The 18115-nt window shown below is 69.8% G+C and carries 16 protein-coding genes and 1 pseudogene; 11 read left to right on the top strand and 6 right to left on the bottom strand.

Going from position 1 to position 18115, the window contains the following annotated elements:
• Positions 1-95 precede the first annotated feature (95 nt).
• On the bottom strand, positions 96-1328 hold the full coding sequence (locus tag ACIBBB_RS00790; protein WP_398977309.1) for an SAV2148 family HEPN domain-containing protein: 1233 nt from the start codon (positions 1326-1328) through the stop codon (positions 96-98).
• A 400-nt stretch (positions 1329-1728) separates the two neighbouring features.
• Here ACIBBB_RS00790 and glgX point away from each other — a divergent pair, with 400 nt between their 5' ends.
• Both glgX and treY read left to right on the top strand, forming a co-directional pair.
• Entirely contained in the window at positions 1729-3852 is a 2124-nt protein-coding gene (gene glgX / locus ACIBBB_RS00785; RefSeq protein WP_398977307.1) for a glycogen debranching protein GlgX, read from the top strand.
• Between the two features lie 210 nt (positions 3853-4062).
• Positions 4063-6405: a malto-oligosyltrehalose synthase gene (treY, locus tag ACIBBB_RS00780; RefSeq protein ID WP_398977305.1), complete on the top strand. Its 2343-nt coding sequence runs from the start codon at positions 4063-4065 to the stop codon at positions 6403-6405.
• Between the two features lie 435 nt (positions 6406-6840).
• Here the strand turns inward: treY and ACIBBB_RS00775 are convergent.
• A pseudogene (locus tag ACIBBB_RS00775) lies at positions 6841-7184 on the bottom strand (LysR family transcriptional regulator substrate-binding protein); the annotation flags it as partial.
• 118 nt (positions 7185-7302) lie between these two features.
• Positions 7303-7851 (bottom strand): DUF1707 and FHA domain-containing protein, encoded by a 549-nt coding sequence (locus ACIBBB_RS00770; RefSeq protein WP_398977303.1) that lies wholly within the window; start codon positions 7849-7851, stop codon positions 7303-7305.
• A gap of 134 nt (positions 7852-7985) precedes the next feature.
• Between ACIBBB_RS00770 and ACIBBB_RS00765 the strand changes: the two genes are divergently transcribed.
• The 4 genes from ACIBBB_RS00765 (at position 7986) to ACIBBB_RS00750 (ending at position 12054) form a co-directional block, all read left to right on the top strand.
• Entirely contained in the window at positions 7986-8894 is a 909-nt protein-coding gene (locus ACIBBB_RS00765) for a GNAT family N-acetyltransferase (RefSeq protein ID WP_398977301.1), read from the top strand.
• Between the two features lie 122 nt (positions 8895-9016).
• Positions 9017-10798, top strand: coding sequence for a malto-oligosyltrehalose trehalohydrolase (gene treZ, locus ACIBBB_RS00760; RefSeq protein ID WP_398977299.1), 1782 nt, complete (start codon positions 9017-9019; stop codon positions 10796-10798).
• A gap of 105 nt (positions 10799-10903) precedes the next feature.
• Entirely contained in the window at positions 10904-11887 is a 984-nt protein-coding gene (locus tag ACIBBB_RS00755) for an aldo/keto reductase (RefSeq protein ID WP_398977297.1), read from the top strand.
• A gap of 29 nt (positions 11888-11916) precedes the next feature.
• On the top strand, positions 11917-12054 hold the full coding sequence (locus ACIBBB_RS00750; protein ID WP_398977295.1) for a hypothetical protein: 138 nt from the start codon (positions 11917-11919) through the stop codon (positions 12052-12054).
• A 107-nt stretch (positions 12055-12161) separates the two neighbouring features.
• Here ACIBBB_RS00750 and ACIBBB_RS00745 read toward each other — a convergent pair whose 3' ends face one another.
• From ACIBBB_RS00745 to ACIBBB_RS00735, 3 genes are all read right to left on the bottom strand, one after another.
• A complete protein-coding gene (locus ACIBBB_RS00745; RefSeq protein WP_398977293.1) occupies positions 12162-12752 on the bottom strand; it encodes a hypothetical protein in 591 nt (196 codons plus the stop codon).
• A 63-nt stretch (positions 12753-12815) separates the two neighbouring features.
• The gene (locus tag ACIBBB_RS00740; protein WP_398977291.1) at positions 12816-13796 is read right to left on the bottom strand and encodes a hypothetical protein; all 981 of its coding nucleotides are present in this window, start codon (positions 13794-13796) and stop codon (positions 12816-12818) included.
• Positions 13797-13931: 135 nt separating this feature from the next.
• Positions 13932-14570, bottom strand: a complete 639-nt coding sequence (locus ACIBBB_RS00735; protein ID WP_398977289.1) for a nucleoside/nucleotide kinase family protein — start codon at positions 14568-14570, stop codon at positions 13932-13934.
• A gap of 89 nt (positions 14571-14659) precedes the next feature.
• Between ACIBBB_RS00735 and ACIBBB_RS00730 the strand changes: the two genes are divergently transcribed.
• The 5 genes from ACIBBB_RS00730 to ACIBBB_RS00710 all read left to right on the top strand — a co-directional run bounded on the left by ACIBBB_RS00730 (position 14660) and on the right by ACIBBB_RS00710 (position 17992).
• Complete coding sequence (locus ACIBBB_RS00730) at positions 14660-15049, top strand: VOC family protein (RefSeq protein WP_398977287.1); 390 nt, start codon at positions 14660-14662, stop codon at positions 15047-15049.
• Between the two features lie 576 nt (positions 15050-15625).
• Entirely contained in the window at positions 15626-16162 is a 537-nt protein-coding gene (locus tag ACIBBB_RS00725) for a cupin domain-containing protein (RefSeq protein ID WP_398977286.1), read from the top strand.
• 70 nt (positions 16163-16232) lie between these two features.
• Positions 16233-16553, top strand: a complete 321-nt coding sequence (locus ACIBBB_RS00720; protein ID WP_398977284.1) for an RraA family protein — start codon at positions 16233-16235, stop codon at positions 16551-16553.
• A gap of 5 nt (positions 16554-16558) precedes the next feature.
• Positions 16559-17080, top strand: coding sequence for a cupin domain-containing protein (locus ACIBBB_RS00715; protein ID WP_398977282.1), 522 nt, complete (start codon positions 16559-16561; stop codon positions 17078-17080).
• A gap of 66 nt (positions 17081-17146) precedes the next feature.
• Positions 17147-17992, top strand: a complete 846-nt coding sequence (locus ACIBBB_RS00710; RefSeq protein ID WP_398977280.1) for an alpha/beta fold hydrolase — start codon at positions 17147-17149, stop codon at positions 17990-17992.
• Positions 17993-18115 lie beyond the last annotated feature (123 nt).

Below are 18115 nucleotides of genomic sequence, written 5' to 3'. Positions count from 1 at the left end.
TTCTCCCCGTTCGACATTCACCTTCGCACGCGGCACTGACAACGCCGGGCGGAGCCGTGACGCGGCTTCAGCACGTCAGCCGCGTGCGAGCGGCGTCAGGAGACCGGGCGCGAGTCGGCCCACACCGACTCGAACTCCTCGCGGTACGTCTGGAACAGCCCGTGCTCCGCGTCCTGGCCGACCCGCACCACATCACGCCCGGCGCCCCGCAGCACGAGCACCGGCGCCTCCATGCCGCGCGCCCGTCTCAGGTACGACTGCACGACCGCGAGCCCGTCCGGGCCGTCCCCGTCGACCAGGTACGCGGTGAAGCGGGGGGTCTCGTCGAAGACATGGATCTCGAAGGCGTCCGGGTCCCTGAGCCGGGAGCGCACCCGGCGCATATGAAGGATGTTCATCTCCACGGAGCGGCTCAGCTCGCCCTTCTTGAGGCCCAGTTCGCGCTCGCGGCGCTTGACCGAGCTGCTGGCCGGGTTGAGGAAGAGCAGCCGTATCCGGCAGCCGGACTCGGCGAGCCGGACGAGGCGCCGGCCGGAGAAGTTCTGGACGAGGAGGTTCAGGCCTATCCCGACCGCGTCGAGGCGCCGGGCGCCGCCGAAGAGGTCTTCGGCGGGGATCTGCCGCTGGAGGCGGACCCGGTCGGGGTGGACGGAGACCACGTCCGCGTACCGGTCGCCGACCAGGTCCTCCACGGCGTCCACCCTGAGCCGTTCGGCGGACGGCACGGCCGTCCCGCTGCCCAGGATCTCCAGCAGCCGCGCCGACGCCCGCTCGGCCTGCGCGAGCACGGCCTCGGACAGGGCCCGGTTGCGGGAGACGACGTTACGGGCGACCTCCAGCTCGTCCAGGGCCAGCTCCACGTCGCGGCGGTCGTCGAAGTACGGCTGGAAGCCCGGCCAGTGCTGCACCATCAGCTCGCGCAGCTGCGGGAGTGTGAGGAAGCTGAGGACGTTGTCGTCGGCCGGGTCGAGCAGATAGCCCTTGCGGCGGGAGACCTCGCGGACGGCGACGGCGCGCTGGACCCACTCCTGGCCCGCCGGTCCGGCGGCGGCGACCACCCAGTCGTCGCCGTGCACCGGCTCGTAGATGGGCTTGAGGATCGCCGAGACGACGGCACGCAGCCGCTGTTCGACCAGATTCAGCCAGATATAGGCCCGGCCGGCCCGCTGGGCGCGCGTACGCACCTCGGTCCAGGCCTCCGGGCCCCAGTCCAGTTCCGCCCCGATCTCCATCGGCCGTGCGAGGGAGACCGCTCCGGGCGGGATGTCGCCGGAAACCCCCTCGTGACCTGGGTCACCTGGGGGTAGCTCCAGCCCTCCCGAGCTCACCCGCGCACCGCCTTCCCTCCCCTTTCAACGATCAAGGAAGGGTACTGCGCAAAGGGGAGGAGGTGCAGCCGGATGCGCAGGCTCGTTTCTCAACTCCCATGGCGCGACCGGGCGTTCTGTGTGCCGATCTCGGCCGGAGTGGGATGATTCATAGGGATTGGGCCTGGTGACAGGGGGTCGGACGAGGGACGGCGTATGGTCTGAATCCGGCCATATGCCACGCCAGGACACGGTCCGGCAACGGGGTGGTGCCCATGGAACCCGAAGTTGACCCACCGGTTCGTTCGACTGCTTCCGGCCCGGCTTCCGAACGGGCCTCCTAGGAGGTTGAGCCTCTTTCGGGGAGTATCTGATCGAAGAAAGCCCCAGCACCCGGATCAGAAGTGGAAGAGTCATATCTATGCAGGTCTGGCCGGGACAGACGTATCCCCTCGGCGCCACGTACGACGGCGCCGGAACCAACTTCGCGGTCTACTCAGAGGCCGCGCACCGGATCGAGTTGTGCCTCCTGCACGACGACGGTTCAGAAACGGCGGTGGAGCTCCGCGAGACAGACGCCTTCGTCCGGCATGCCTACTTGCCGGGGATCATGCCCGGCCAGCGGTACGGCTTCCGGGTCCACGGGCCGTACGCGCCCGAGAACGGGCAGCGCTGCAACTCGGCGAAGCTGCTCCTGGACCCGTACGCCCGCGCGATCAGCGGGAGCATCGACTGGAACGAGTCGGTGTACGGCTACCACTTCGGCAAGCCGGACTCGCGCAACGACATGGACTCGGCGCCGCACACGATGACGGCCGTCGTGGTCAACCCGTACTTCGACTGGGGCGACGACCGCCGCCCGCGCACCGACTACCACCGCACCGTCATCTACGAGGCCCATGTGAAGGGCCTGACGATGCTGCACCCGGAGCTGCCCGATGAGCTGCGCGGTACGTACGCGGGGCTCGCCCATCCGGCGGTGATCGAACACCTCACCGAGCTCGGAGTCACCGCGCTCGAACTGATGCCGGTGCATCAGTTCGTCAACGACCACCGGCTGGTGGACGCCGGCCTCAACAACTACTGGGGCTACAACACCATCGGCTTCTTCGCCCCGCACAACACCTACGCCTCCTGGGGAGACCGGGGCGAGCAGGTGCTGGAGTTCAAGCAGGCGGTGAAGGCGCTGCACGAGGCGGGCATCGAAGTCATCCTCGATGTCGTCTACAACCACACGGCCGAGGGCAACCATCTGGGCCCGACGCTCTCCTTCAGGGGCCTCGACAACGCCTCCTACTACCGCCTGGGCGCCGACAACCCCCGCTACTACACGGACACCACCGGCACCGGGAACTCGCTCCTGATGCGCAGTCCGCACGTGCTCCAGCTGATCATGGACTCGCTGCGGTACTGGGTGGAGGAGATGCATGTCGACGGCTTCCGCTTCGACCTCGCCGCCACGCTGGCCCGCCAGTTCCACGAGGTGGACCGGCTGTCGTCGTTCTTCGACCTGGTCCAGCAGGACCCGGTGGTCAGTCAGGTGAAGCTGATCGCCGAGCCGTGGGACGTGGGCGAGGGCGGCTACCAGGTGGGGAACTTCCCGCCGCTGTGGACCGAGTGGAACGGCAAGTACCGCGACACGGTCCGCGACCTGTGGCGGGGCGAGCCGCGCACCCTGGCGGAGTTCGCGTCCCGGCTCACGGGCTCCTCCGACCTGTACCAGGACGACGGGCGGCGCCCGCTGGCCTCCATCAACTTCACCACCTGCCACGACGGCTTCACCCTGCACGACCTGGTCGCCTACAACGACAAGCACAACGAGGCGAACGGCGAGGGCAACAGGGACGGCGAGAGCCACAACCGCTCCTGGAACTGCGGGGTGGAGGGAGAGACCGACGACCCGGAGGTGCGGGAGCTGCGCGACCGTCAGGTACGCAACTTCATCGCGACGCTGATGCTGTCCCAGGGCGTGCCGATGCTCAGCCACGGCGACGAGTTCGGCCGTACGCAGGGCGGCAACAACAACGCGTACTGCCAGGACAACGAGGTCGCCTGGGTGCACTGGCCCGAGAAGGGCGACGAGACGAACAAGGGCCTGCTCGCCTTCACCCAGACGATGGTCTGGCTGCGGCGCGACCACCCGGTGTTCCGGCGGCGGCGGTTCTTCCACGGCCGGCCGGTGGAGGGGACGCACGACGAGCTGTCGGACATCTCCTGGTTCACCCCTGAGGGTGAAGAGATGATCCAGGGCGACTGGCAGGCGACCGACGCGAAGGCCATGTCGGTCTTCCTGAACGGACAGGCCATCTCGGAGCCGGGGCCGCGCGGCGAGCGGATCTCCGACGACTCGTTCCTGCTGATGTTCAACGCGAGCGCGGAGACGCTGGAATTCGCCGTGCCCGTGGATCACGGCAGCCAGTGGCGGATCGTCGTGGACACGTCGCGCCCGGAGGGTGTGCCGCCGGGCGACGGCCCGAAGGTGGACGCGGGCGAGCGGATCACCATGATCGGCCGCAGCATGACGGTGCTGATGCGGTCTGTGTAGGAGGGGCGCGGCACGGATGGACCGGGGCGGGTGCGGCGGGACCGGGGCGGGGTACGGGCACACGTACCGGTCCTTCCGTGCCCCGGTCCCGCCCCGCCCGGTCCGGTCTGGCACGATGTCGCACGTGTCGTGGCCGCTCCCGTGGCCCGTCGGCTGCCGAATGCATGACCGGATGACACAGAAGCCGCTGAGCGGGGTACGTACGTTCGCATGACGCCCTCTGCCACCTACCGGCTTCAGCTCCAGCCGGACTTCCCCTTCGCGACCGCCGCCAAGGCGGTGCCGTACGTGGCCGCGCTCGGGGTCTCGCATCTGCATCTTTCGCCGGTGCTTGAGGCCGTGCCGGGCTCGACACACGGATACGACGTCGTCGACCACTCGCGCGTGCGCGCCGAGCTGGGAGGCGAGGAGGGGCTGCGGCAGCTGGCCCACCGGGCACACGAGTACGGGCTCGGGATCGTTCTCGACATCGTGCCCAACCACATGGCGACCGCGCCGTCGGAGAACAAGGCCCTGTGGGAGGTGCTGCGGGAGGGCCCGGCGTCCCCGTACGCCCGGTGGTTCGACATCGACTGGGAGGCGGGCGACGGGAAGCTGCTGCTGCCCGTGCTGCCGGGGCCGGTGGGCGGTGAACTCGGCGAACTGCGCGTCGCGGACGGCATGTTGCACCACGGCGACCTGCGTTTCCCGCTCGCCGCCGGTACGGAGGAGCTGCCGCTGCCCGCGCTCCTGGACGCCCAGCACTACCGGCCCGCGTGGTGGCGGCTGGGCCGCACCGAGCTCAACTACCGCCGCTTCTTCACCATTTCCGAGCTGATCGGGGTACGGGTGGAGGACCCGGAGGTCTTCGCCGCGACCCACGCCAAGATCCTCGAACTCGTACGGGACGGGGTCGTCGACGGTCTGCGTGTCGACCATCCGGACGGTCTCGCCGACCCGGAGGAGTATCTGCGGCGGCTCAACGAGGCCACGGGAGGCGCCTGTTGGACGGTGGTGGAGAAGATCCTCACCGGTGACGAGCAGCTGCCCGCGAACTGGCCGGTGGCCGGGACGACGGGATACGACGCCCTGCACCACATCGACGGTCTGTTCACCGACCCGGTCGGCGCCGACGAACTGGCGCACCGTTTCCGGGACTTCACCGGGCCCGCGGGTGACCGGGGCGGCTACTGGGAAGCGACCGTGCGGCGCGCGATGTACAAGGTCGTCATCGACGAACTGGCCGCCGAGACCTCGGCGCTGGCCCGGATCGCGGAGCGGATCTGCGCGAGGGACGTCGCGTTGCGCGACCACGCGCCATGGGCGCTGCGGACGGCGATCCGGGAGCTGCTGGTACGGGTGCCCGTCTACCGGCCCTACACGGTCGCGGGCGGGCCCTGCCGGGAGTCCGACGAGGCGGCGGTTTCCCAGGAGGCGGCGCGGCAGGCGAAGGCGGCGTTCGCCGTGCCGGAGGAGGCGGCGGCCGTCGACGTCGTACGGGAGCTGGCGCTCGGCAGGCTCGGCGGGGGCCCGGACCGGGCGGCCTTCTGCGCGCGTTTCGCCCAGACCTCGTCCGCGCTGCGCGCCAAGGCCGTGGAGGACACGGCGTTCTACCGCCATGTGCCGCTGCTCTCCGCCAACGAGGTCGGCGGCGATCCGGGGCGGCCCGCGGTGAGCCCGGAGCGCTTCCACGGCTACTGCGCGCGCCTCGCCCGCGACTGGCCGGCCACCGGCACCGTACTGACCACGCACGACACCAAGCGCAGCGCGGACGTAAGGGCCAGGATCGCCGTCCTGTCGGAGTGCCCCGAACGGTGGGACGCGCTGCTGCGGCAGTTGGCGGGGGTTCCCGCGCCGGACGCCCAACTGGCCTGGCAGGCCTGGCAGACGGCCATCGGCTTCACCCCGTCGGAGGCGCCCCCGGACGGCGCCCGGATGGAGCCCGCGCTGCTCAAGTCCGTACGGGAGGCGGGGCTGCACACCAGCTGGACCGAGCCGGATCCGGTGTACGAACAGGCGGTACGGGACTTCGTGGCGGCGGGCCCGGCCGGCCGGCCGCGCGAGGCGGTGGCCCGCCTCGCCCGTGAACTCGCCCCGCACGCGAGGGCGAACACGCTCGGGGCGGCGCTGGTCCATCTCACGATGCCGGGCGTGCCCGACATCTACCAGCGGACCGAGCGGGAGTATCTGGCCCTGGTCGACCCGGACAACCGCGAGCGTTTCCGTACCGGCCCGCCCGACGAGAAGACGGTGCTCACGGTGGCGGCTCTGCGGCTGCGCCGCGAACGCCCCCACGCCTTCGCGGAGTCGTCCACGTACACGCCCTTGAGTGCGACGGGTCCGGCGGCGGACCACTGCACGGCGTTCTCCCGCTCCGGCGAGGTCATCTCGGTGGTGACGAGGCTGTCCCTGCGCCTGGCGGCGTCGGGCGGCTGGTCGGGCACGGTGCTGGAACTCCCGGCGGGGCGCTGGACGGACGCGCTGTCCCCGGACCGGGAGTTCCCCGGCGGGCCGATCTCCCTGACGGAACTGCTGTCGGCCGGCCCGGTGGCGCTCCTGTCGCGCCGCGAGTAGCGCCGCCGGGCGACCCCTACGCGTCGGCGGCGTGGGAGAGGGGAACTCGTCCTCCGGGTAGTCCTCGATGATCAGCTCCCGCACGTCGACGTCCGACGACGCCAGCCCGAACTCCCGGAACCGGGCGATCAGCCCCATCGCCCCGACGTCCTCCAGCAGTGTCCCGAGCGCGCGCAGGGCGAGGGAGTCGTCGCCCCGTCGGCTCCCCCTTGTTCGCGATCCCTCCCGCGTCAGACCACCGGCCCCCCGGCGTAAGTTGCCCCCAGGGCGTGTGGTGGAAGTCCCGTCCGGCTCACGGCGCCCGGCACGCGCGCCCGCCGCGTTGTCTTCAGTCGCCCGAGTACGCCCGGTCCATCCACCACGCCGATCCTCCCCCTCGCGATCGCACGCACCAGCCCCCGTGAGCCCCGCCCCGTGGGGGGGACGACGCCACTTTCACCACACGCCCTGGCCCCGCGCCGTCCGCCCGGCCCTCAGCAGCTCCACGAACGCCGACGCCGCCCCCACCAACGGCGCCCGCGAGAAGACCGTCAGCGGGCGGCGCCTCGTGTCGTCCACCCGGACGATCACACAGTCCTCGCCCACCGCGCCCCGCACCACATGGACGGCGCCGTCACCAGGCCCACGCCCGCCGCCGCCATGCGGACCGCCGTCGTCGTGTGCTCCGTACGGACGGCCGTACGCGGCACGAAACCGGCCGCGCCGCACGCCCAGTCCAGGAACTCGCGGCCCTCGACCAGCGGTTCCATCGCACACCGGACCCAGGCGCGGTCCGCGAGTGGCCCGGCACATCCACGCCCACCCCACGCTGTCGGAAGCGGTCGGCGAGACGTTCCTGACGCTGGCCGGGCGCGGACCGCACCAGAGTTGAGGGAAGGTCTCCGCCCCGGCCGCCGTTCAGTGCGCCGCGAGTCGGAAGCTCAGCGCGCCGAAGCTCACCATGTCCCCGTCGCGCACCACCACGGTCCCCGTCACCCGGCGCCCGTTGACCGTCGTGCCGTTGGTCGACCCGAGATCCCGAAGGATCCACCGCCCGCCCTGCATACCCAGCTCCGCGTGGAGCCGGGAGACGGTGTCGTCGCTGAGCCGCAGCCCGTTCATCGGATCGCGGCCGATACGCAGTGGGGTGGGGCCCGGGTCGGGCATCAGCAGCTTCGGCAGCCGCTCGACCTGCCAGGCCCTGCGCAGCCGCGCGGAGAACGCGGACGCCCGCCCCACCGCGCCGAACAGCCGGCGCGCCCAGCGGCCGTCTGTGTCCAGGTCGGCCGTGAGCACTTCCAGCTCGTCGGACCTGCGCGCGGCCAGCGCCAGATCCATCCGGCGTATGAAGGTGTCGTGCGACAGCCTGCCCTGCGCCATCCCATCTCTGAGGACGGCGAGCACACGGTCGCGCTCGGCGTCGGAGAGCCGCGCGGGATACGTGTGGAACTCGAACGAGGACGTCACACGACTGATTGTCGGGCCGAGTCCTTGGCGTGTCCAGAAGGGGCCTGTTCAGGCCGAGAAGCGGTGGCGAAATTGATTCGCCCGTTCCCCGGCCGGTCCTTTACGGTGGGCGCCCCTTCCTGGAGGCACATCTCATGACCGATCCGGTCTTCCGTCAACTCACCGACTCCGAAGCCGCGTTGTTCCGTTCGCTGCCCGACCCGGGGCTCGTGGGGCGTGCGCTGAGCGGAGTCGAGTACCGCACCGTCGCCGAGGGCGGCGACTACCGGCCCGAGTGGAGTTGGGTGGCGCTGCGCGACGGCGTCGTGGTCGCCCGCGCCGCCTGGTGGGGCGGGCCCGAGGACCCGGAGCCGCTGTTGCTCAACTGGCTCGACATCGCCGAGGGCGAGGAGGAGGCCGGCGCCGAACTGCTGCGCCGCGCGCCGTGGAACGTCGAGTACGAACTCATCGCGCCCGCCGGCTGGCGCGAGGACCCGCCGGCCCACGCGGCCGTCACGTCCCGGACGGAGACAGCGCGGGCCGCCGGGATGAAGCCGCTGGTCGAGCGCTTCCAGTACCGGTGGACGCCCGGTCTCGGGCTGCCGGAGCGGCCGGGGCGGCTGGAGTTCCGCCCCGAGCCCGACGACGACGTGATCTTCGACGTGCTGCGCCGCGTCCACTCGGTCACTCTCGACGCGCACGCGCGGCGCACGGCGGACGAGTCGGGTCTGGACCGGGCCGCCCAGGAGGAGCTGGACTTCTTCCGCTGGTGCCCGTCGCCCCGCGAGTGGTGGCAGCTGGCGTACGACGCGGCCGGTGAGCTTGTCGGCCTCCAGGTGCCCGCGCACAACCCGTCCGGGCCGTGCGTCGCGTTCATCGGGGTCGTACCGGAGCAGCGCGGGCACGGGTACGCGTACGACCTGCTGGTCGAGTGCACGCACGTGCTGGCAGAGGCCGGGGCGGCGTTCATCGCCGCCGCGACGGACCAGGGGAACTTCCCGATGGCCGCGCATTTCGCGCGCGCCGGCTACCCGGTCGTCCAGGAGCGCGTCAATCTCGTGTGACCGGGACCTGACCGCAACCCCCCGGGGTGACGCGTTCACCGAATCGACGCGATCACCAGGCCTCCCGCCTGCCCTCTTGTCACCATGTGGGTGAAGAGTGCCGACGACAGAGGGGGACGACTGTGCAGTTCGAGGTCTGGGCACCGCAAGCGCAGGACCATGTCACGCTCCGGATCGGCGAGCCGGCCGGCCGGGCCACAGGCGACGGTGCCACCGCCGATCACGCCATGGCCCGCGACCCGCTGCGCGACGGCTGGTGGACCGCCGACGCCCCCGCGGCCGACGGCACGCGCTACGGCTTCGCGCTGGACGGTGGCCCCGTGCTGCCCGATCCCCGCTCCCGCCGCCAGCCGGACGGACCCGACGGGCTCAGCGCGGTCGTCGACCATGCCTCGTACGAATGGTCCACGCCGTGGCACGGCCGTCCGCTCCCGGGCGCCGTCCTCTACGAGCTGCACGTCGGCACCTTCACCGACGAGGGCACCCTGGACGCCGCGGCGGCCCAGCTCGCCCCGCTGGCCGCGCTCGGCATCACGCACATCGAGCTGATGCCCGTGTGCCCCTTCCCGGGGACGCACGGCTGGGGGTACGAGGGTGTGTCGCTGTGGGCGGTGCACGAGCCGTACGGCGGGCCCGAGGCGCTGAAGCGTTTTGTCGACACGGCGCACGAGCTGGGTCTGGGCGTCGTGCTCGACGTCGTGCACAACCACCTCGGCCCGTCCGGCAACTACCTGCCCCAGTACGGCCCTTACTTCACCGACACCCACCACACCCCCTGGGGGTCGGCGGTCAACCTCGACGCCCCCGGCTCGGACGAGGTCCGCGCGTATCTGCTTCGGAGCGCGCTCGCCTGGCTTCGGGACTACCGCTTCGACGGACTGCGTCTCGACGCGGTGCACGCGCTCGCCGACACGCGCGCGCTGACGTTCCTGGAGGAGCTGTCCACCGCCGTCGACGGGCTCTCGGCGGAGCTGGCCCGGCCGCTGTTCCTGATCGCCGAGTCCGATCTGGGGGATCCTCGTACGACAACTCCGCGCCCGCAGGGCGGTATCGGGCTGCACGCCCAGTGGAACGACGACTTCCATCACGCCCTGCACGCCGCACTCACCGGCGAATCGCAGGGCTACTACGCGGACTTCGCGGCCGAGCCGCTCGCCGCGGTGGCCAAGACCCTGACGCGTGCCTTCTTCCACGACGGTACGTATTCGAGTTTCCGGGGCCGCACGCACGGCCGCCCTCTCGATCCCGCCAGGACCTCCTCGTACCGCTTCCTCGGCTACGCCCAGACCCACGACCAGATCGGCAACCGCGCGCTCGGCGACCGGCTGTCGGCGGCCCTCTCCCCCGGTCTGCTGGCGTGCGCCGCCGCGCTCGTACTCACCGGCCCGTTCACGCCGATGCTCTTCATGGGCGAGGAATGGGGTGCCCGTACGCCCTGGCAGTTCTTCACCGACCACCAGGACCCGGAGCTGGCGGAGGCGGTACGCAATGGCAGGCGGCGGGAGTTCGCGGCGCACGGCTGGGCGGCCGAGTCCATTCCCGACCCGCAGGACCCGGCGACGCGCGACCGCTCGTGCCTGGACAGGACGGAGGCGGCCCGCGAGCCGCACGCGCGCCTGCTGGCCTGGCACCGCGACCTGATCGCCCTGCGCCACAGCCATCCGGACCTTTCGGACCCTGATCTGGCGACCGTGAAGGTGGCGTACGACGAGGGCGCGCGCTGGCTCGCGTACCGGCGCGGCGATGTACGAGTGGCCCTGAACCTGTCCGCGAGCCCTGCCGAGATCCCGCTGGGTGGCCGGAGCGGCCAGGTGCTGACGGCGTGGGAGCCGGTGGAGACGCCCGGCGCCGACGGGGTGCTGCGGCTGCCGCCCGAATCGTGCGCGGTGCTCGCGGGCGGCTGAACAGCCGCCGGAGGAAGGGAAATCGGCGGAATCAGCGAGTCGCGGAATCAGCGGTGAGTGAAACCAGGCGTACGCGTGTGCGCTCGAACGCTTAGCGTCTCCACCATGAAGCAGCGAACTCTCGGTAGGACAGGGCTCCGCGTCAGCGAACTCTGTCTCGGCACCATGACCTTCGTGAAGGACGACGAGGCCGGCGCGCACCGCATACTGGACACCTTCACGGAGGCCGGCGGCACCTTCCTGGACACGGCCGACGCGTACGGCCGGGGCGTCTCGGAGGAAGTACTCGGCGGCTGGCTGAAGGGACGCGACCGCGACGGGCTCGTCATCGCGACGAAGGTGGCCCTCCCGATGGGCGAGGGGCCCAACGAGTGGGGCCTGGGCCGCAAGCACATCATCGCGTCGGTGGAGGCGAGCCTGCGGCGTCTCGGCACCGACTACATCGATCTCTACCAGACGCATGTCTGGGACGTCGGGACACCGATCGAGGAGACCCTCGGCACGCTCGACACCCTCGTCAAGTCGGGCAAGGTCCGTTACCTGGGCGCGAGCAACGTCTCGCCCGGCCAGCTCCAGCGGGCGCTCGATGTCGCCGACCGGCGGGGCTGGGAGCGGTACGTCTGCCTCCAGCCGATCTACAACCTCCTCGCGCGCGAGGTGGAGTGGGAGCTGCTGCCGCAGAGCGAGGCGGCGGGAGTGGGCGTCATTCCGTACAGCCCGCTCCAGGGCGGCTGGCTCACGGGCAAGTACCAGCGCGGCATGACGTCGGTCCCGGCCGGCAGCCGCGAGTCCCACGGCGACGGCGAGAGTTGGCGGGCGCGGGACAACGAGGAGACCTGGCGGGTCGTGGAGACCGTCCAGGCGGTCGCCACCGAGACGGAACGCACGCCCTCCCAGGTGGCACTGCGCTGGCTGCTGGACCGGCCGGGCGTCACGGCACCGATCATCGGGGCGCGGACCCTGGACCAGCTCAAGGACAATCTGGGCGCCGTGGGCTGGGAGTTGACGGCCAGTCAGACGGCCCGTCTGGACGAGGCGAGCGCGCGCCCGCTGCCGTATCCGTACAACGTGCTGTCGCACTTCAGCTGAGGGCTCCGAGCCAGGTCGAGGAGGGATCGATGCGGCCGTTCGGTGATTTCGCGAACAAGATGCGGCTCCTGGACAGCGAGGCTTCTTTCCTGGATCCGGGCAACGCCTGGTTCAGGGCATGCGACACCTCGAAGGCCGAGCTGGTCCGCACGATGACGAAGCCGTGAACCGGCCGCGGTGAAGGACGGTTGGGCCCCTTCCCGTGCCGGGGAGGGGCCCAACCTCTTTTGGTACGGGGGACCTTCGGGCGCCGGTACCTTCCGCCGGACAGGGCCTAGTGCACGGGCCGCGAGTCGGCGAACGTCTCGTCCAGCCCGGGGTCCCGCGGGTCCTGCCGGCTGAGGCAGCCGTGCACGATGCCGGGCGTCTCGGGTCCCATCCGGTCGGCCGGGCCATCGGCGAGCGTTCCGTTGACGGCTTCCAGGTAGGCGGCGATCGACGGATACAGGGGCTCCTCCATGAACACGCCCTCGTAGCTTCTCCACTTACCGAGCCCGGCGGCCGACAGGTACAAGCCGGTGCCGGCCGCTTCGCGGTAGTTGCCGAAGGGGGCGGCCCACCGCGCGCCTTCCCAGTAGTCCTTGCCCCGGGGGTCGAGCCCGGCCGGCCGCGGCCGGATCGACTGGGAAGGGGTGAGCAGGAGCCCGTGCGGCAGGAACCGCCCGGTGGCCACCTCGCCCTCTTCGTCGTACTCGTCGATGTCGACCTGCCGCACCCCGCCCGCCATCGCCCACAGGGCGGTCAGCTCGGGCGGGAAGCCGTACCCGCGGCTACGCCGGAGGTGGCCTTCCGCCTCCTCGATTCCGGCCTCGGTGGCCGGGGGAGAATTGACGCGTGCGAGGTGGGGGCGTGCACACGGAGCCATTCGGTCAACCGCTGCCAGGCGGTGGCCGTCCGCTCCGTCTGCTCGGTGTTCATGCTCCAGACCCTACGTAACGTCCGGCTGGTCCGGCCCCGACGGTGAGACCAGTCGCTCCAGCAGCTCCTGGAAGTCGTCGCCGACCACTATGCGCAGCCCGCCCGCCTCGGTGTTCCCCTCGTCCTTGTCGCTGAGCTGGGTCAGTGTGCCCTCGCGCCACCAGTAGACGTACGGGCTGATCGCGCCCGGCGTGTCCTCGAATCCGGACGCGGCGAACGACGCCATCGCGTTCAGCGACGGGATGAGGCTGGAGTCACGTATGACGTGGAACGCGAGCTGGTGGCGGAACGGGAACGCCACCAGCGCACCGTCCGGGCCGAGTTGCTGCCCGGTGACCTGGCGTACGAGGCTGTCCAGCGCCAGGACGCGGCTCGCGGTGTAGAACGAGTCGCCCATGACGACCTCGAACCGCATTCCCCCCGGGTCCTTGACCGTCTCCCGCCCCTCGACGGGCAGTTGGCGCAGATTGCCGAGGGCCTGGGCCCGCAACTCGTGCAGCGGGCCCAGCGGTTCCAGCGCCTCGTCGGTGAGCATCATGACGCTCTCCGGGAGGTCCAGCGCGAGGATCTCGTACAGTCCGGGCGCGACGGAGCGCGCGTACGCGAAGGCCTGCGCGTCGAGGCTGTCGCCGCTGATCACCCGTGGGTAGAGCTGGGCCCGGATCTGCGTGGGCGACAGGGTGTCGAGGGCCGAGGGGCCGTCCATCGTCCGCAGCACCATTCCGGCGTGCTGCCGGACGAGTTCGCCCCAGACGCGGGCGCCGCGGTCGTCGTTGTGACACACGGCGGCGAGGTTGGAGAGCCCGAACTGGCGCCCCGCGCTGTCGGTCACCAGGTCCGAGTAGACGGTGACCTCCAGGCCACGCTCGGCGAACGCCTCACGCACCTGGCTGCGGAAAAGTGCGGCCTCGTCGGTCGAGAAGAAGGTGAATTCCGGGTCGCGAGGCATTTCGCGCCCGTCTCGTTTCGGCCCACGCTTGAACAACCCCACGTCGTCCGCCTCCCCATGATCGCGCTCGGCTTCGCGCCCCGGTCCCCGTTGCCCCTGTGATCGTCAAGTGCGTCGAACGTTCGATGGTAGGCCCTCGACGCCCGCCGATGTCCGTTCGGGGGCATCCGGTACGGCTCAGACGGGTCCGACCGTGACCGGAACCACCAGGTCCGCGCGGTGCCTGCCCCGCGCGACCAGTCGCGCGTTGGCCTCGTCGGAGTCCCTGACCCAGCGCTCGGCGTAGGCGCGCTCCTTGCCGAAGCGCACATGCCGGTCGACCAGACGCCGTACGCGCACGGTGGGGTCGAGCTCCAGGAACCACGCCTCGTCGATGAACGCGCGCACCGCCGCCCACCCGCCGTCGTCGTGCAGCAGGTAGTTGCCCTCGGTGATGACCAGCGGGACGTCCGGGCCGACCGGGATGCTGCCCGCCACGGCCTCCTCCAGCGCCCGGTCGAACGCGGGCGCGTACACGACGACGCCCGGCGCGGGCGCCCGCAGCCGGGCGAGCAGCGCGGCGTAGCCGACGGCGTCGAAGGTGTCGGGCGCGCCCTTGCGGTCGGCGCGGCCGAGCCGGTGCAGCTCGGCCTGGGCGAGGTGGAAGCCGTCCATGGGGACGAGCACGGCGCTCCCGCCGAGTGCCGCGACGAGGTCCGCCGCGAGGGTCGACTTCCCCGCGCCCGGCGCGCCCGCGATGCCCAGGATCCGGCGTCGGCCGGTGGCGGCGAGCTGCCGGGAGCGGCTGGTGAGTGCGTCGAGCTGCCGCGCGTCCATGGCGGCATTGTTCCATCCGGGCGGGCGCCGGCCCGCGGGCCGTTCCGCCCGCTTGCCCGGCCGCCAGTCATACGTATAACTTTCCCGCCATGCCTCATATCGCCCTGGTCACCCTCGTCGTCCGCGACTATGACGAGGTGATCGCCTTCTACACCGGATCCCTCGGCTTCGAGCTGATCGAGGACACCGACCGGGGCGACGGCTCCCGCTGGGTCGTCGTACGCCCGCACGGCGGCGCCGGCGCGCTCCTGCTGGCCCGCGCGGCGGACGACGCCCAGCGGGCGAGCATCGGCGCGCAGACCGGCGGCCGGGTCGGCTTCTTCCTCCACACGGACGACTTCGCGCGGGACCACGCCCGGATGATGGCGGCGGGTGTGCGCTTCCTGGAGGAGCCCCGGCACGAGCCGTACGGCACGGTGGCGGTCTTCGAGGACCTGTACGGCAACCGGTGGGACCTGCTCCGGCCGACGACGACCTGAACCCCCACCGCCCGCCCGGTACTCCTGTCGCCGCGACGGTGACGGTGCCGTGGAAGACATAGGCCCCCTCTCGTGAACGCTTCACCCTGCGGGCTGGACACCGGCCTGGGTCGCTTGCCCATGGGGCAATCGCTCGCCCGACCCTCGGTCAAGTCCGGTGAGACGCGGCGCTCCTCGCAGTCAGGAACTCCGGCTCCCACAGCGACCGGCCTGTTCGATGGGGGGGTTGGGAGCCTCGGCAGTTGTCCCGGCCGGGATCGAGAGGCAGTTGGCGGCCATTCAGCGGGCCCGCGCACTCTTCTACTTACAAGAAGTAAGTAACTAATGACGCACTTGCTGGGTAACTGCGGCCCGTACAACATGGACCCAAGAACGACTGCGGACGCCCGCTCAGCTTCGGTGCCAACGTCGAGCCGCTGCCGGGGACTTGCCGCCGAGGCTCGCACTCGCATGCCCAGCCGAACAGGCATGACTTGATGTCTTGCCGGCCCCCCGGCCGGTCACGTTGGCGGCCGTTGTGCGGGTGGCTGTCAAGTGCCCTCGCCCAACAGGTTTATGAGAAGGAGTGAGCACGACATGGATATCCCGGTGCCTGATGGCGACGATCCCCGGTGGACCAGGCGCGGCGGCATCATCGTGAGACGGAACGAAGGCGTCACGAAGTGGATGCAGGGTGACACCTTCACTGTGAAGCTCACCAAGGAACAGAGCAACGGCAGCCTGGGGTTCGTACAGGCGACAGTGCCGCCGGGCAGCGGCCCGATCGCCCACGCGCACGGCGACGAAGACGAGGCGTTCTTCGTGCAGTCCGGTGAACTGGAAATCCTCAACGGCGACGAAACTTCCCTGATCGGACCCGGCGACTTCGTATTCATCCCCCGCAACACCCGTCACCGGTACCGCAACATAGGCCTACACCACGCCTCAATGCTGGTCATCCTGACGCCTGCCGGGCACGAGACCGGTTTCATCGAGATCGGAGAGGAGCCACAGCCAGGCGTTCCGGTGCCGCCGCCATTCGACCCCAGCCGAGACGATGCGTTCGGCTCGCTGCCCCTGGAGGGTCTGAACGAGTGGTTCGAGCAACAGAACCTGACGATGCTTCCCGAATAAGAGGATCGTCTCGTGCTTTCCAGCGCCCTGGTTGTTTCCTGGGGCGGGCTCGCACCCGTCCCGGCTGTGGATGAGAGACACGATAATCGCACAACCGCTCACCGTGTTCGGAGGGGTTGGCGCCTCGACGGCCGCCGGTCGGGGCCTCGCGGGTTTCGTGACTGACGGCGCGATCCGTGACACCGACGAGATCCAAAAGTACGGATTCCCTGTCCGGTATGCGTTCAGCGGTCCGCGAGCGATGCGAAAGCAAGCTCGGCTCAGTGCGGGCCGTCCGGTGCGCTTCGGCGACGTGGAGGTCGCACCGGGAGACATCGTCGTCGGCTGTCGACTCCGCCGATCAACCGGAAGCGGTGAGTACGCATTCGCCGCGTCGAGACAAGGACCGTGATCACTGTGAGTTTCTCGATACCCGTTCCTGACCGCAATGATCCTCAATGGACCCGCAGTGCGGGTCTTTTCGTGAGGCGCGGCCAGGGAACGCACAGAACAGCCTCCGGGGACGTCTATACGATCAAGGCTACAGCGGCCGAGACGAACGGCGGGCTCGGCCTTATCGAAGCAACCGTCCCGTCGGGTGGCGGCCCCACGGCACATGCGCACGGCACAGAGGATGAGGCTTTCTACATACTCTCCGGAGAGCTGGAATTCCTCAACGGCGAGGAGACCTTCATCGGTACGCCTGGCGACTTCATTTTTATCCCTCGCGGCACCCGTCACCGGTTCAAGAACATTTCGGTCCATGCGGCGAAGATGCTTGTCATGTTTACTCCTGGAGGGCATGAACAATTCTTCCTGGACTATCAGGACGAGGCCCAGGTCGGTCGCGAACCCGCAGAGTGGGGACCAGAGAAGTACGCCGAGCTCGAAGAGGCCGTTCGTCAGTACCAGGTGACCATGTTGCCGGAGGACCAATAAATTCGGCCCCGCGCACGGCAGCTCCGGCCTGGATTTCCGATAACCTCACACAACGAAAGATGAGTCATGCTCAATGGATTTGAGGACTTCTACGCAGAAGTGAATGGCACCCGACTCCACTATGTCTCGGGTGGGGAGGGGAAACTGGTCGTGCTGCTGCCTGGCTGGCCTCGTACCTGGTGGCAGTTCCGTAAGCTCATGCCCGACCTCGCGGAACGCTATCGCGTTGTGGCTGTCGACCTGCGTGGCATGGGCCAGTCCGACAAACCTCAGACTGGCTACGACAAGAAGAACATGGCTGAGGATATCTACCAACTGGTACGTTCTCTTGGCTATGAGAAGGCCTATGTGTGCGGTGAGGACATCGGCGGCATGGTGGCCTTCAGCTACGCGGCGAACCACCCGGAGGCCACAGACAAGTTGGCCTTGTGGGAGACCATCAGTCCCAATGAGGGACTCTATGAGATACCCATGCTGCCAAGAGCCGGCGAGGAGTTCGTGCAATTCTGGCTCTCCTTGAACATGATCAAGGAGCTGCCCGAGAAGATCCTGTCCGGCCGTTTCCGGGCAGTATCCGACTGGATCATCGATCACTACGCGGGCGGGGATCCCGATGCTTACACGGAGCTGGACCGGGCCACCTATGCCGCGGCATACGACACCCCTGATGCCATCCGAGCAGGGAATGCCTGGTACCAGGCATGGCATCAGGACATGGTGGATGACAAGCAGTACTCCAAATTGACCATGCCCGTGCTGTTTCTTGCCGGAAAGAGCGCCCCGCTGATCATCCCCATGATCGAGAGCAGGACGACGGACCTCCGGGCAGTGGAAGTCTCCGGCGGCGGCCACTTCCTGGCCGAGGAACGACCGCAAGAGATCCTCTCTGCGCTGGCGGAATTCCTTGATTGATTGAAGGAGCGGGGTGCCCGAGGCTGTGGGGGGGGGACTCCGTGCGGAGATCTGGCGCCTCGGGGCTCGGCTCCGCTCCGACCGGACTTCCCGGGCATCCGGTCAACGGCACGACTCTGAGCC

This window comes from Streptomyces sp. NPDC051217, from assembly GCF_044455465.1.
GTDB lineage: Bacteria > Actinomycetota > Actinomycetes > Streptomycetales > Streptomycetaceae > Streptomyces.
Note: the sequence above shows the minus strand (reverse complement) of the source record. Positions and strands in the feature narration are given on the sequence as shown.